At 38.7% G+C, this 14656-nt stretch carries 11 protein-coding genes; 5 read left to right on the plus strand and 6 right to left on the minus strand.

Features of this window, described 5'->3' with window-relative positions; all coding sequences use genetic code 11:
* Position 1 precedes the first annotated feature (1 nt).
* The 4 genes from Q4597_RS01690 to Q4597_RS01705 form a co-directional block, all read right to left on the minus strand.
* Complete coding sequence (locus Q4597_RS01690) at positions 2 to 2794, minus strand: TonB-dependent receptor domain-containing protein (RefSeq protein ID WP_303404523.1); 2793 nt, start codon at positions 2792 to 2794, stop codon at positions 2 to 4.
* 195 nt (positions 2795 to 2989) lie between these two features.
* Complete coding sequence (gene glmS, locus Q4597_RS01695; protein WP_215913671.1) at positions 2990 to 4837, minus strand: glutamine--fructose-6-phosphate transaminase (isomerizing); 1848 nt, start codon at positions 4835 to 4837, stop codon at positions 2990 to 2992.
* 189 nt (positions 4838 to 5026) lie between these two features.
* Positions 5027 to 6856, minus strand: a complete 1830-nt coding sequence (locus tag Q4597_RS01700) for a DUF4270 domain-containing protein (protein ID WP_303404524.1) — start codon at positions 6854 to 6856, stop codon at positions 5027 to 5029.
* A gap of 5 nt (positions 6857 to 6861) precedes the next feature.
* Positions 6862 to 7671, minus strand: a complete 810-nt coding sequence (locus tag Q4597_RS01705) for a glycogen/starch synthase (protein ID WP_215437382.1) — start codon at positions 7669 to 7671, stop codon at positions 6862 to 6864.
* Between the two features lie 108 nt (positions 7672 to 7779).
* Here Q4597_RS01705 and panC point away from each other — a divergent pair, with 108 nt between their 5' ends.
* The 5 genes from panC to radA all read left to right on the plus strand — a co-directional run bounded on the left by panC (position 7780) and on the right by radA (position 12557).
* Positions 7780 to 8622, plus strand: coding sequence for a pantoate--beta-alanine ligase (gene panC / locus Q4597_RS01710; RefSeq protein WP_303404525.1), 843 nt, complete (start codon positions 7780 to 7782; stop codon positions 8620 to 8622).
* Between the two features lie 17 nt (positions 8623 to 8639).
* Positions 8640 to 8990 (plus strand): aspartate 1-decarboxylase, encoded by a 351-nt coding sequence (gene panD, locus Q4597_RS01715; RefSeq protein WP_215437378.1) that lies wholly within the window; start codon positions 8640 to 8642, stop codon positions 8988 to 8990.
* Positions 8991 to 8992: 2 nt separating this feature from the next.
* Complete coding sequence (locus Q4597_RS01720; RefSeq protein ID WP_303404526.1) at positions 8993 to 9958, plus strand: lysylphosphatidylglycerol synthase transmembrane domain-containing protein; 966 nt, start codon at positions 8993 to 8995, stop codon at positions 9956 to 9958.
* Positions 9959 to 9985: 27 nt separating this feature from the next.
* Positions 9986 to 11128: an alpha/beta hydrolase gene (locus Q4597_RS01725; RefSeq protein ID WP_215437373.1), complete on the plus strand. Its 1143-nt coding sequence runs from the start codon at positions 9986 to 9988 to the stop codon at positions 11126 to 11128.
* A gap of 67 nt (positions 11129 to 11195) precedes the next feature.
* Positions 11196 to 12557, plus strand: a complete 1362-nt coding sequence (gene radA / locus Q4597_RS01730; protein ID WP_303404527.1) for a DNA repair protein RadA — start codon at positions 11196 to 11198, stop codon at positions 12555 to 12557.
* 137 nt (positions 12558 to 12694) lie between these two features.
* Here the strand turns inward: radA and Q4597_RS01735 are convergent, their stop codons facing one another.
* Together Q4597_RS01735 and Q4597_RS01740 are read right to left on the minus strand one after the other, a co-directional pair.
* Positions 12695 to 13735, minus strand: coding sequence for an NADP(H)-dependent aldo-keto reductase (locus Q4597_RS01735; protein WP_215437369.1), 1041 nt, complete (start codon positions 13733 to 13735; stop codon positions 12695 to 12697).
* A gap of 146 nt (positions 13736 to 13881) precedes the next feature.
* Positions 13882 to 14649: an exodeoxyribonuclease III gene (locus tag Q4597_RS01740; RefSeq protein ID WP_303404528.1), complete on the minus strand. Its 768-nt coding sequence runs from the start codon at positions 14647 to 14649 to the stop codon at positions 13882 to 13884.
* Between the last annotated feature and the right edge of the window lie 7 nt (positions 14650 to 14656).

The raw sequence follows: 14656 nt of genomic DNA on the forward strand, positions 1-14656 counted from the left end.
ATTAATTGTTAATTGTCCAAGATAAGTAGTACATAGAACCAATATAACCGGTACCGAATGCCGTGTAGTATTCTTTACCAGTCAAGTTTGTGCCTCCCAATTTAAATGAAGATTTGATACTTGGAACTTCATAATTGATTTGTGCATCAACTACATGAAATTCTGGAATAACACCGTTACCAAAAGTAGCTTCCCAGAAATAATCATCGCTAAACCTGTACGATACGTTAAATCCAAAGTTTTTAAATAACTGTTCATTTCCGAAAGATGCCTTGAACTTGTGTTCAGGAGTGTTGAAATTCAACATTACATCTGGATTAGAATCACGATCAAAATCCAATTTTGTATACGTGTAACTACCTCCTAAATTATAGTCGCCAAATACTTTCATATTAAGGCCTAAAGACGCACCATAAGAACTAACGTCTGCATCAGTATTAGTATACGTGCTATACGCTTGATAATCTCCGTTAGCTATCGCACCTACAGAAAGGCCACCATCACCAACTACTCCATAGTAAGGAGAAATTACAACTTCTTGTGAAATAAAGTCTTTGTATGTATTGTAGTAGGTACTAAAATCTATTACAAGTTTATCTACCTTACCCCTATAACCAATTTCAAAAGATGTTACTCTTTCCGGTTTAACTAAATCCGGATTTGCAATTTCCAGCACGGAAGGATCTCCTGTTGCCCCTAAAGCGGCCACAGAGGCAGCAGAATAGGAATTATTATAAGCCACAGCACCGGTTTGGGTTACCGTTGATGGTTGTTGAAACTGAAATTGGCCAGTAGCACTTACATCAAAATCTCTTGAATATTGCTCCAAGTTATCCGGTGCAGACCCAACTAGAATTGCCCTACCGGCATCCAAACCAATGAAAAGATCTTGTGTAGTAGGGTTTCTAAATCCGGTTTGAGCAGAAGCCCTAATATTATGGTCTCTGTTTAACGTATAACCCGCAGATAGTCTTGGCGAAAAGAAACCATCAAAAAACTCAGACTTATCATAACGAATAGACCCGGTTAACTTCAAGCTTTTTTCTCCTGCCAAAGGCAAGGTCTTTTGGATTTGAGAATAAATTCCAAATTCAGAATAGTCAATTGGCCCGTCTTCTTCCGAATCCGTATAAATGGTACCTAAGGAATTTAGACTATACTCCCTAAATGAACCACCAACTTGAATTTCTGCCCAATCAATCAAATGACTAAAGTTATAATTACCATCTGCATGATAATACTTAGATTGATCGTAAAATTGAGATCCCTTGCTTAGGTCCGGGTCTTTAATCACTTTATTAAAAGCAGCCTCAAATTCCGGCGTACCAGGAAGATACCTTCCGGATTCTGCTTGTGCCCTACCGGCAGCGTGAGCCTGTTCGTCTGTGGCGCCGGCCAATGTTGCCTGAACATAAGCTCCCGTATACTCTCCAAACCAAGTATTATTATCTTTCCAAGTTTGGTTAATATTGATTCCGGTAAAAACCATATCATAAGAATCACCTGCTTTATCACCAACCACATAACCCCTTACAAAAAAGTTATCGTTTCTAACCTCAAGCTTATGCTGCTCTTGAAAGAATCCGTCTATATTGTATCTATTGGTACCCTGGTAAATTGTTGTACCTGTACCCACCTTACCTACGTAGGAAATCTCCAAACTTTTGCCTTCGATTGGCCTGTAATACAAGCCCCAATCCGCCTTTATACTTTCAGCGTTGTATTGGGTAAGGTCACTTTCATCATAACCTGTTCTACTTACGATTTCAGAAGGAACCAGAGCGTTAGCTCCTGCAGGCAAAACACCTAAACCTTCCAAAGTAAGGGCTACATCCTTAATGTTCGTAGAAACCTCATCCCCATAAACATTAACACCGTCATAATTCAAATTATCCCTAGTTCCCCCGGGAGTATTCTTATCATCTATATTATTAGCTGCCCAGTCAGTTCCCTTTAGATATCCGAAATTGACTTTTCCTGCAAATTTTTCACTGAACTTATATGCAGCTCTAATACCAAAATCCGTGTACGAATTGTCACCTGCAGCTTTTTGCGATGTTATACCTCTTTTAATAGAAACACTTATACCCTCATAATCAAAAGGGTTCTTACTACGCATGAACAAGATTCCGTTAAAAGCGTTTGCTCCATACAGCGCAGATGATGCACCCGGCAACAATTCAACACTTAAAACGTCCGGTTCAACTAAACCTACCAAGTTACCAATTGGAAAGTTCAATGCAGGTGTTGAGTTATCCATACCATCAACCAACTGCATAAAACGCGTATTTGCAAAAGATGCAAATCCTCTAGTATTGATTGATTTAAAGGTTAAACTATTTGTGTTTACATCAACCCCTTTTAAATTTTCAAGACCACCATAAAAATCTGCGGCAGTACCGTTCTTTATTTCCGAAACACCTATTCGCTCTACCGTAACCGGTGACTCAAAAATACGCTCGGGTGTTCTTGAAGCAGATATAACCACTTCATCCAAAAATGTTTGGGACTCATTAATTACAATGGTCAAGGTTTGATTGTTAGAGGTGACTTCCTCCGTAGTATCGGAATATCCGATACTGGTAATTCTTAACTGAAAAGGGGGTACTTCAGAAGTTTGCAAATTGAAATTACCGTCAAAATCCGTTGTGGTACCAATCGCTTTTCCTTCGATAACGATATTGGCCCCTGGTACGGGCTGACTGTTCTGATCTACCACTTTCCCGTTTACCGTTGTTTGCGAAAATCCAAAGCTAGACGCCAACAGCAAGGCTAAAAATAGTATTGCTCTCATGTTAAGTTTAAGTTAAAAACGTTAGTAACCCGAAGTTACATTTTTTTTTTGACCAATAATCATAAAATGAAAAAAATTATGCATGCATAGTATATTTTTCCTAAAAAAGACCCCTAAAAATTACAAATTCACCAAAACAAAACAGGTCCCGACATATGTCGGGACCTGTTAAAAACTTATACTTATCTTAAAATACTATTCCACTGTAACGGATTTTGCCAAATTTCTAGGCTGATCTACATTACAACCACGCATTACCGCTATATGATAGGATAAAAGCTGTAAAGGTATAGTTGTTAGCAATGGCGTAAGACTTTCTAAAGTCTCAGGAACCTCAACCACATGATCGGCCAACTCCTTAACTTGGGTATCGCCCTCTGTTACAATAGCGATAATCTTACCTTTTCTTGACTTTATTTCTTGAATATTACTTACTACCTTTTCATAATGGCCTTTTTTAGTTGCAATAACAAAGACCGGCATTTGCTCGTCTATTAATGCAATTGGACCGTGTTTCATTTCCGCAGCAGGATATCCTTCTGCATGAATATAACTGATTTCCTTAAGCTTTAAAGCGCCTTCCAAAGCTACCGGAAAATTGTACCCTCTACCCAAATACAGACAATTGGTAGAATCTTTATATACTTCCGATATGATTTCTATTAAAGCGTTGCTTTCTAAAACCTTCTCCACTTTTGCTGGAATAGTTTCTAGCTCCGTCAAAAATTCATGGAACCTAGATTGGGAGAAAACTCCCTTTTCTTTGGCCAACTTTAATGCAATTAACGTAAGAACAGTTATTTGAGTAGTAAATGCCTTAGTTGACGCCACTCCAATTTCAGGACCGGCATGCGTATACGCACCAGAATCCGTTTCTCTTGCTATAGAAGAACCAACCACGTTACAAACTCCAAATACATAAGCTCCTTTTTCCTTAGCCAGTTTTATTGCCGCCAAGGTGTCTGCGGTTTCTCCGGATTGAGAAATAGCAATTAATACATCTTTATCTGTAATTACCGGATTCCTATATCTAAATTCCGAAGCATATTCTACTTCTACAGGTATTCTCGCTAAATCTTCAAATATATATTCCGCTACCAACCCAGCATGCCATGATGTACCACATGCCACAATGATAATACGGTTGGCATTCATGAACTTTTCGATATTCTCATCAATCCCAGCCATCTTTATGAGGCCTTGGGCAGCACGTAACCTACCTCTATAAGTGTCTAAAATAGCTCTTGGTTGCTCATATATCTCTTTGAGCATAAAATGATCATACCCTCCTTTTTCAATTTCCTCAATATTCATTTTGAGCTCGAGGATATTAGGATATGCTACCGCATCATTTTTTATCTTACGAAGTTTAATTTCCTTACCTAAACGAACAATGGCCATCTCTTCATCCTGAAGATACACTGCATTATTGGTAAATTCTATAAAAGGGGAAGCATCCGACGCAATAAAAAACTCGTTATCGCCAATTCCTATTGCCAACGGGCTACCTAATTTGGCAACCACTATTTCATCCGGTTTCTTTTTGTCGAATACGGCTATAGCATAAGCACCCACAACTTCATTCAAAGCAATCTGCACTGCTTGACCTAACTTTACGCCTTCGGTCTTTTGAACCTCCTCAATAAGGTTTACCAAAACCTCGGTATCCGTATCGGATTCAAAAGTGTAGCCTCTTTTAATAAGCTCTTTTTTTATGGATTCATAGTTTTCGATAATTCCGTTGTGGATAATTACCAAATCACCTGAATTTGAACAATGCGGATGAGAGTTTACATCATTCGGTACACCGTGGGTTGCCCAACGTGTATGACCAATACCCAGTTTCCCTTCTAAAGAAATAGAACCTTCTGCCTTCTTCTTTAAATCTTCAACTTTACCCTTGGTCTTTGCTAAACTTATTTTTTCGCCATCGTAAATTGCAACACCGGCACTATCGTATCCTCTATATTCAAGACGTTGTAAACCTTTTACGACAATCGGATAGGCATCTCTATACCCTATATAACCTACTATTCCACACATACTGTATATGTTAATTTAAGTTGGGGAAAATAAATATTCATCACAAATGTACTAGAAGCTAGCCAAATCCCCTTAAAACACACTTATAAAACGAAAAATATCGTTAATTGGTATAAGTAAGGCCAATCTGAACACCTGCTAGTATAAAACTTACATTAATAAAAATTAGAGTAGTTGTTTTGTATAAACTTAGTTGGTTTCGGTATAGAAAATTTCAAGCTTGAGTTTCTTATCATCTTCTGCCCCATCAGCACTACCATAAAGGACAGTACCTAAAGGTGAAACTGTATTAGCTATGGGCAATTGCTGTTCTTCTCCATTCTCCAGCATAGCATTCCCCACAGTATTAAGAAACAAATTGGGTGTAGTGGTAAGACCCAAAGTTACATTATCTTCATTATTAACGATAAGGCTATTGATATACGTTGTTATGTTAACACTGTATTTGACACCTTTACCATCGCTATCAGTTTCTATTATTCCTCCATACTCGGTAGACCTACCATCCGCATCACTTGTTGATAACGGTAATATGGTATTCGTTTCCGAATTGTATAGATAAAGGCGTTGTGGCTCAGCACCTAAATTATCATTGGCAACATAAAATACAAGATTGGCATTGTTGATAATCCAATTATTGGATTTTATCTCGTTAAGTGCTTCTCTACTATTTGCTTCATCAAACAATTTAACTTCAGCAAAAGCACCTGCCCCTCCTTTTAAATAGATTTTTGCTGCATTTTCACCTGTATCCAAGTTATCCGTTATCTCGGCAGGATAGGCTTCATTAATAAATGTATTTACGGCATTACCATCTGTACCCAAAAATTGACCTTGCGAACTAAACGAATCCCTTACAAAACTCAACACTACATCCTTTTGTCCTGCTTGCTCTGTAACTGCACCGGCAGAATCTGCAGTATCATAATTATATGTAATGGTGATGTTTGCCGATTTTATATCGAACAAAAACATGACATCATTACCTCCCGATGAGAGAGAAAAATGCAATCCGCGCAAAAACTCTTTAAAATTTGCTTGACTTTCAAGTTCTGTAGAACCCTCCTTATCCAAAATATTCTCCTGAAAAAAGTCTTTGTCCAAAGCTACTCGAATTCCAGGTGCCAAATAGTTGAATTGGGTAGACTCATCAACATCTTCAGTAGAAACATCATCTCTTTTAGGCACAGGTATCTGATCTCTGCTAATTACAATTTCTTCAGAACTTGCCTCGCTATCATACAATACCTCATCAACAAAAGTGGGCGCAAATTCCTGACTTGAATAGTATTCTTGGGCCTCTTGAAAATTGGCTGAAGGATCAAGATCACGTAAAAAATAAGTGGACCGCTGTACTTTTAAATTAAAGGATGGATTGTCTCCTTCACGATATAAACGACCATCAACATAAATACTATCCAAATCAAAAGTCTTGGCAAACTGATCCCTTACAAAATTTGCGTCATCCGTATCATCCGTACTATCAAGAGGGTTAGACCCTTTTGTTTTTTCTTGATTATCCAAAAGTCCTCCGCCATCAGTATCACTATTGGGGTCTAACGGATCCTTATCCAGTTCATCTATAACGCCATCCAAATCAGCATCACCTGAAGGATTTGTCAAAAACGGGATGTACAAATAAACAGACTCTACAGTTTCATTTTCTTGAATCTGTGCCGGCACACTAGTGTTTTCAGTATCTTCCAGTTCCTGACTATATGTGCCAAAAGTAGGCGAACCACTAGGCAACAAGACCTGAGTGGTTACCTGTGCTTCGGTTTTACCATAAAGTGGATCATCATAAATGCCCAATTGATAAATTGGCAATCTATTCGTAGATACGGCCTTCACCTTTTTATTATAGGAAAAGACATCAAAGACGGCCTTATTATTTTTGAACGGCTCTCCACCAACTACGCCAGAACCAATGGTTGTCAAGTCTTCTTCACAAGACGTAAAGATGGTAACCAATACTATTACTGCAAGAGCAGGGAGCTTTAATCTGTTCAAAAAAATCATTCGGGCTATTTTAAAACTTCAGTGTTATAAAAATTGGCATACGCTTCCTCAAATTCTTGTAAGGAAACATACGGCAACACAGGTTTTTCAAGGTTGGATATGTGACTTTGTAAATCTTCCGGAATTTCTTCCGCTGCTAAAATAACCGCATCAGAATGATCTACGGCTATCTTTAACAAATTATTATAGGTAGGAGTTTTAAGTGCTTCAATACTATCTTCTGAAATACCATCAAAAGCCACCTTCTTTATCATTTCAGAATCCAGTTCGCCCTCAAAAGACTTACCGTAAACAGAGGTTACGATTTTACTGGTATCGAACAAGGGTTCGTCCGCATAGTATTTCTTCAGGTACAATGGCAATAAAGACGCCATCCAACCATGAACATGTATAATATCTGGAGACCAGTTCAATTTCTTAACGGTCTCAACAACACCTTTAGCAAAAAATATGGCTCTCTGGTCATTGTCCGGAAATAAATTCCCATCAGCATCCGCAAAAGTAGCCTTACGCTTAAAGTACTCGTCATTGTCTATGAAATACACCTGAATTCGCTCACGAGGTATAGAAGCCACCTTAATGATTAGCGGCATATCCATGTCGTTAATAACTAAATTCATACCGGACAAACGTATAACTTCATGAAGCTGATGTCTACGCTCGTTGATATTGCCATACCTGGGCATAAAAATCCGAATTTGGCCACCATTGCTGTTAACCATCCTAGGAGTTTCATAAGACATTAGGGAAACTTCGTTCTGCGGAAGATAGGGCACTAACTCCGAGGATACGAACAATATCTTTTTACCATTCATATATGCAATGTTTTTTGTGTGTATTTGGTGCAACGTGGCTGCAAAATTACAAAAATTCTACAGATTAGCCGTAATTATAGTAAGTTTGCTCGCTTTTAAACCAAACCTATGCTGGTATTCAAAACTAAAAAAGAACTCTTAGACCACATTTTAAACCGGCCTAAAACAAACACTTTAGGACTCGTACCCACTATGGGCGCACTCCATACGGGGCATGCCTCTCTAGTTCAAAAAGCGGTCATCGAAAATAACACCGTTGTGGTGAGCATATTTGTCAATCCCACTCAGTTTGACAATAAAGAAGATTTGGCCAAATATCCCCATACTTTTGACGCCGATTTAGACCTCTTATCGAAAATTTCGGAACATATTTTAGTCTTTTCCCCTTCAGCAAGTGAAGTCTACGACAACCAAATAGAAGCCAAAAAATATGATTTTGAAGGTTTGGACACCGTAATGGAAGGTGCATTTAGAGATGATCATTTTAATGGAGTAGGTACTATTGTTGAAGCGCTACTTTTACTTGTAAAACCGGACAAGGCTTACTTTGGCGAAAAAGACTTTCAACAGTTACAAATCATAAGAAAACTTGTAAAGCAAAAAGAAATTCCGGTTGAAGTTATAGGCTGCCCAATTGTTAGGGAAACCAACGGTCTTGCCATGAGCTCTAGAAATGAAAGGTTATCGCCCCAATTACGACAAAAGGCTGCATTCATCTACACAACGTTATTAACTGCCAAAGAAAAATTTGGCACGAAAAGTGCAGATTATGTAAAGGATTGGGTTAAAGAACAATTTAACGCACAATTAGATTTAGAGTTAGAATATTTTGAAATAACAGATACAGAAACCTTAGGCCCGATTACAATAAAAAAAGAAAACCTAAAATATAGGGCGTTTATTGCCGTTTATGCCGAAGGCGTTAGACTAATAGATAATATTGCCTTATAATTAATTACCTTTGTCAGATGCAAATAGAAGTTGTAAAATCCAAGATTCACCGTGTAAAAGTCACTGGCGCCGATTTAAATTATATTGGCAGCATTACTATTGATGAAGATTTAATGGATGCAGCCAATATCATTAGAGGCGAAAAAGTACAAATTGTAAACAATAATAACGGCGAAAGGTTAGAAACCTATGCCATTCCAGGACCAAGAAATAGTGGAGAAATTACACTAAACGGTGCCGCGGCAAGAAAAGTTGCAGTAGGTGATATTTTAATCCTTATTACCTACGGCAGAATGGATATTGAAGAAGCTAAGAAGTTTAACCCCGCATTGGTTTTTCCTGATGAGGGCACAAATTTGTTGAAGTAAACTTGAACGAAAAACTTAAAAAGATACTAAAAACTGTACTCCCAATAGCCTTGGGAGTTTTTTTAGTTTGGTACTCTTACTACAAGACCTCACCGGAAGACAGGACACAAATTTTATTTTACGTTAAAGAGGCCGACCTTTTTTGGGTAAGCATATCCATTATACTTGGCATTCTTGGCCATATTTCACGAGCCGTACGCTGGAACTATTTGTTAGAACCGTTAGGATACAAGCCTAAGATTACAAATAATGTGTTTATTATTTTAATGGCCTATTTTGCCAATCTGGGTATTCCCAGAACAGGTGAAATTCTTAGGGCTACCGCCTTAACAACCTATGAAGACGTTCCTTTTGAAAAAGGATTTGGCACTATTGTAACGGAGCGGGTCATAGATGTAATCATGCTTCTTTTCCTTATTGGTCTTACATTAATTTTACAGACTGATAGTATCTTGGGCTTTTTGCAGGACAGGGGTTTTAACTTAAAAAGCTTATTGCTTTTAATGGGTGCAGGTGTCATTGGACTCGTATTTTTCTTTTTCTTCATTAAAAAATCTACGCATACACTGGCCGTGAAAATCAAAGGATTCGTAAATGGGCTCATGGAGGGCGTTTTTAGCATCTTTAAAATGAAAAGAAAATGGGCATTTGTAATGCACACCCTCTTTATTTGGGGTTGTTATATTGCTATGCTTTGGGTCATAAAATTTACCGTGCCGGAAACCATTCACCTATCTCTTAGTGAACTTATGGTTGCCTTTGTAGCAGGGTCTTTTGCAATGACCGCTACCAATGGCGGCATAGGCCTCTACCCTATTGCGGTAAGTAGTGCTTTGGCCATTTTTGGCATTAGTGCAGTTTCCGGTGATGCCTTTGGGTGGATTATGTGGATTGCACAAACTCTCATGATCGTTGTTTTTGGGGCAATATCTTTTCTGGTATTACCGTTATTCAACAGAAACCGATAAGGTTTTGTTGTACCCAAAAACTGAACCATGTTACGCAAACTCACTTTTTTTGCATGCCTGCTATGCGTTAGTCTGAACGCACAAGTCACACAGGAAATTTTTGAATCGTTTAAACTGCAAGAGCGGCGCGATGTAAAATACTATTTTCCAGAAGACTATGACGAAGAAAAAAAGTACCCCTTAATCGTTGTTCTAGACGGCGAATACCTGTTTGACCAAGTAGTGGCCAACGCCAAATTTTATCATAAGTTTCATGGTATGCCCGCTAGCATTGTAGTAGGTATAGAGCAGAGTAAAAAGAGCATCCGTTTTGACGATTGTGCTTTTGAGCCAGATTCAGGTCTTCCCTCCGAAAAAGCAAAAAAATTCTTTGAGTTTTTAGGGATGGAAATCATACCCTACCTAGACCTCAATTACAGCACCGCCCCGTTTAAAATGATTGTAGGTTATGATATTACGGCCAACTTTACCAACTATTGGCTCTTTAAAGAAAATTCACTTTTTAACGCATACATAAATATATCTCCGGATTTGGCCCCAGAAATGGAAACAAGGGTACCTACACGTCTGGCCGCGTTTGATAAGCAGATTTTCTATCAGTTAATAATGGAGTCCGAAAAAAACAAGAATACACCACGGGTTCTACAGATGGACAAAGCTATTAAGGCAATTGATAAAGAATCTCTTCATTACAATTTTTTACAATATGACGGTGCCGACCATATTTCAATAGCTACTTACGGGCTAGGAAAGGCCTTTGACAACATTTTTGGCATGTTTAAACCCATTAGCCCTAAAGAGTACAAAACACAGATATTGACATCCGAAGAACCTGCTTTTCAATATTTAGAAACCAAATACCAAAGTATAGAGGATTTGTTCGGATTCAAAAAAACCGTAGACCTTAATGACATCATGGCCATATACGCCGCATGCCGTAAAAAGGAAGACACAGAATCTTTAAAACCCCTTGCCGAACTTTGTAAAAAAGAGTTTCCGGATACGATGATGGGCTTTTATTTTGAAGGCGAATACTATGAGCAATTGGGCGAACCCAAAAAGGCTTTTAAAACTTTTGAAAAAGCTTTTGCTATGGATGAAATAGATTTTCTTACCAAAGAGATGGCTTTAGAAAAAATTGATGCTTTGAAAGCTGATTTTGGATATTAATCCTTAAGCTACAATTCATAAAATACCAAACAAAGTTTTACCTTTAAGGTCAACTTAAAATTTAAGGATGGCCAAAACAAAAACAGCTTTTTTCTGCCAGAATTGCGGTACACAATATGCCAAATGGGTAGGACAATGTTCCGCCTGCAAAGAATGGAACACCGTAGTTGAAGAAGTCATTCAGAAAGAAGAAAAGGCAAGTTGGAAGACAAGTAGCGTAACTGTTTCAAAAATAGCAAAACCATTACGGGTCAATGAAATTAGTACGGATAAAGAGCTTCGGCTAAACACTTTTGACTTGGAATTCAACCGTGTATTGGGAGGCGGCCTGGTACCTGGCGCATTAGTTTTATTAGGAGGTGAACCGGGCGTAGGTAAAAGTACATTGCTTTTACAAATTGCACTGAAACTCCCCTATAAAACACTCTACGTTTCGGGGGAGGAAAGCCAAAAACAAATTAAAATGCGGGCGGATAGAATTCACCCCAATAGCGAAACGTGTTTTATCCTTACCGAAACCAAGACTCAAAATATTTTTAAGCAGATAGAGGCTACAGAACCGGACATAGTCGTTATCGATTCCATTCAAACCCTACATTCCGATTATATTGAATCGGCTGCTGGAAGCATATCCCAAGTACGCGAATGCACCGCCGAACTCATTAAATTTGCCAAAGAAACCAATACTCCCGTTATCCTAATCGGTCATATTACCAAAGATGGTTCTATTGCCGGTCCAAAGATTCTGGAGCACATGGTAGACACCGTTCTGCAGTTTGAAGGCGATAGAAATTACGTTTACCGCATCCTTAGAGCCTTGAAAAACCGTTTTGGCTCAACAGCGGAATTGGGTATTTATGAAATGCTAGGTGGCGGACTCAGACAAGTGAACAACCCATCGGAAATATTGATTTCCAAAAATGATGAAGGACTAAGCGGAACGGCCATTGCATCTACTGTAGAAGGTATGCGGCCATTAATGATAGAAATACAAGCCCTCGTTAGCACCGCAGTATACGGAACTCCACAACGCTCTACCACAGGCTACAATGCCAAACGCCTTAATATGCTTTTAGCTGTTTTAGAAAAAAGAGCAGGCTTTAAACTTGGGGCAAAAGATGTTTTCCTGAACATTACCGGAGGAATTTCCGTAGACGACCCAGCTATTGACCTAGCTGTTATTGCCGCCATCTTATCCAGCAATGAGGACATCCCTATTGAAAAAGGGGTTTGTTTTGCTGCAGAAGTAGGACTTGCCGGAGAAATTAGGCCTGTACAGCGTGTAGACCAGCGTATTTCCGAAGCGGAGAAACTTGGCTTTACCTCTATCTATGTTTCCAAGAACAATAAAATCACCTTAAAAAACACAAAAATAGAAGTACACCTAGTTTCAAAAATAGAAGATATGGTCAGTGCGCTTTTTGGATAATGAACATATTTAAAACAAAAAGCAACGGCCTATCGCTTATCACGAAGGATACGGGCAGTTACCAAAATTATGAGGATTACTGCCACTATTACAATCAGCTGTCCAAGACCTACCTTTAGAAAAAACATACAACCCATTTATGGTGCCGGATTAGGAATTGAATTGTGTATTGCTTCAATACCCTCAAGCACCTCATCACTTAACTTCAGGTCTATACTCTCAATATTTTCCTGTAATTGTTTCATTGAAGTTGCTCCAATAATGGTACTTGTTACAAACGGTCTTGTGTTAACAAAAGCCAATGCCATTTGCGCCATAGAAAGTCCGTGCTTTTGAGCTAGGTCATGATACTTCTCCGTAGCCTTAATTGCCGGGTCACTACTGTATCTGTTATAGTTAGGAAATAAAGTAATTCTGCCCGTTGCAGGCTTCATACCACCTAAATATTTTCCGGACAACGTTCCAAAACCCATTGGAGAATATGCCAACAGCCCTATTTTTTCACGTAACGAAATTTCAGAAAGGCCAACCTCAAACTGGCGATTCAGGAGACTATACGGATTCTGAATAGTGATTGCACGGGGCAAACTAGCATGTACTTTACTTTCCGTTAAAAAACGCATAGTTCCCCAAGGCGTCTCATTGGATATGCCTACGTGTCTAATCTTTCCTTCACGAATTAGATCGCGCAAGGTTTCTAATACTTGGTGGATATTATCTTTCCAATGGTCAGATATATCATGTTTATACCCTCTCTTCCCGAAGTAATTGGTATTTCTCTCTGGCCAATGCAACTGATAAAGGTCTATATAGTCTGTTTGAAGACGACCTAAACTGCCTTCAACGGCACTACGGATTGCTTCTGGCGAAAAACCAGTGGTACGGATAAACTTTGTAAAATCTGCTTTCCCGGCTATTTTTGTTGCCAGTACAACTTTATCACGGTTACTATTTTTCTTGAACCATGTTCCAATTATTTTTTCCGTTGCAGAATGGCGGTCCGGGTGTGCAGGAACGGGATACAACTCAGCTGTATCAAAGAAGTTAACACCGTTTTCTAGAGCATAATCCATCTGTTCATGGCCTTCCGCTTCTGTGTTCTGTTTGCCCCAGGTCATTGTACCAAGGCAAATTTTACTGACTTCAATATCAGTGTAAGGTAGGGTAGTATTTTTCATGTATTCTTTGGGGTATTTTGGGGTACTATTTTCAAAAGCCCCAAATTTAAGCATTTTGAAGGGTTAGGAAAAACCCCTTATCGAATGTTATCTAAAATTCGCCCAAATGCTCATTTATTACGTGCCGATCAATCTCATTTACCACTCTAAGGCTTATCTACCTCAACCAAAATAGGGCAATGGTCACTATGTTTTGCTTCAGAAAGAATAACAGACCTCTTTAACCGATCTCTTAAAGGTTCTGCCACCATGGCATAATCCAAACGCCATCCTTTATTATTATTTCTGGCATTGGCCCTATAACTCCACCAGGTATAGTTATCCGGTTCTTTATTAAAATGCCTAAAACTGTCTATAAATCCACTTTCCATAAAATTACCTATCCACTCCCGCTCAACCGGTAAAAATCCTGATACATTTTTGTTACGAACAGGGTCATGAATATCTATGGCCTCATGGCAAATGTTATAATCGCCCAAGACAATAAGGTTAGGATGTGTTTTCCTAAGTTCATCGGCATATTTCTGAAAATCTGCCATATACATTAATTTATGGTCCAACCGAGCTAAATTCGTGCCCGATGGTAAGTACATGCTCATTATAGAAATATCTCCAAAATCTGCCCTGATATTCCTCCCTTCAAAATCCATGTAATCTATACCTGTTCCCTTTTGGATGGCATCCGGTTGTTTTTTAGATAAAATAGCAGTTCCGCTATATCCTTTTTTCTGAGCACTAAACCAATAATTGTACTTATAATCGGCCTCTTCAAAAAGTGAGAGGTCTAGTTGCTCCTCCATCGCTTTTATCTCCTGAAGACAGACCACATCCGGGCCAACCGTTTGCAACCACTCTATAAAACCTTTATTCAATGCGGCACGTATGCCATTTACGTTATACGATACTATTTTCACGTTTGTT

Origin of the sequence: Zobellia sp. 1_MG-2023, assembly GCF_030549125.1 — a bacterium.
Taxonomy (GTDB): Bacteria; Bacteroidota; Bacteroidia; order Flavobacteriales; family Flavobacteriaceae; genus Zobellia; species Zobellia russellii.

Bases quoted from the DNA above. Each gene is read 5' to 3' on its own strand.
- Q4597_RS01690 (WP_303404523.1), bottom strand. From the start codon at position 2,794: ATGAGAGCAATACTATTTTTAGCCTTGCTGTTGGCGTCTAGCTTTGGA.
- glmS (WP_215913671.1), bottom strand. From the start codon at position 4,837: ATGTGTGGAATAGTAGGTTATATAGGGTATAGAGATGCCTATCCGATT.
- Q4597_RS01700 (WP_303404524.1), bottom strand. From the start codon at position 6,856: ATGATTTTTTTGAACAGATTAAAGCTCCCTGCTCTTGCAGTAATAGTA.
- Q4597_RS01705 (WP_215437382.1), bottom strand. From the start codon at position 7,671: ATGAATGGTAAAAAGATATTGTTCGTATCCTCGGAGTTAGTGCCCTAT.
- panC (WP_303404525.1), top strand. From the start codon at position 7,780: ATGCTGGTATTCAAAACTAAAAAAGAACTCTTAGACCACATTTTAAAC.
- panD (WP_215437378.1), top strand. From the start codon at position 8,640: ATGCAAATAGAAGTTGTAAAATCCAAGATTCACCGTGTAAAAGTCACT.
- Q4597_RS01725 (WP_215437373.1), top strand. From the start codon at position 9,986: ATGTTACGCAAACTCACTTTTTTTGCATGCCTGCTATGCGTTAGTCTG.
- radA (WP_303404527.1), top strand. From the start codon at position 11,196: ATGGCCAAAACAAAAACAGCTTTTTTCTGCCAGAATTGCGGTACACAA.
- Q4597_RS01735 (WP_215437369.1), bottom strand. From the start codon at position 13,735: ATGAAAAATACTACCCTACCTTACACTGATATTGAAGTCAGTAAAATT.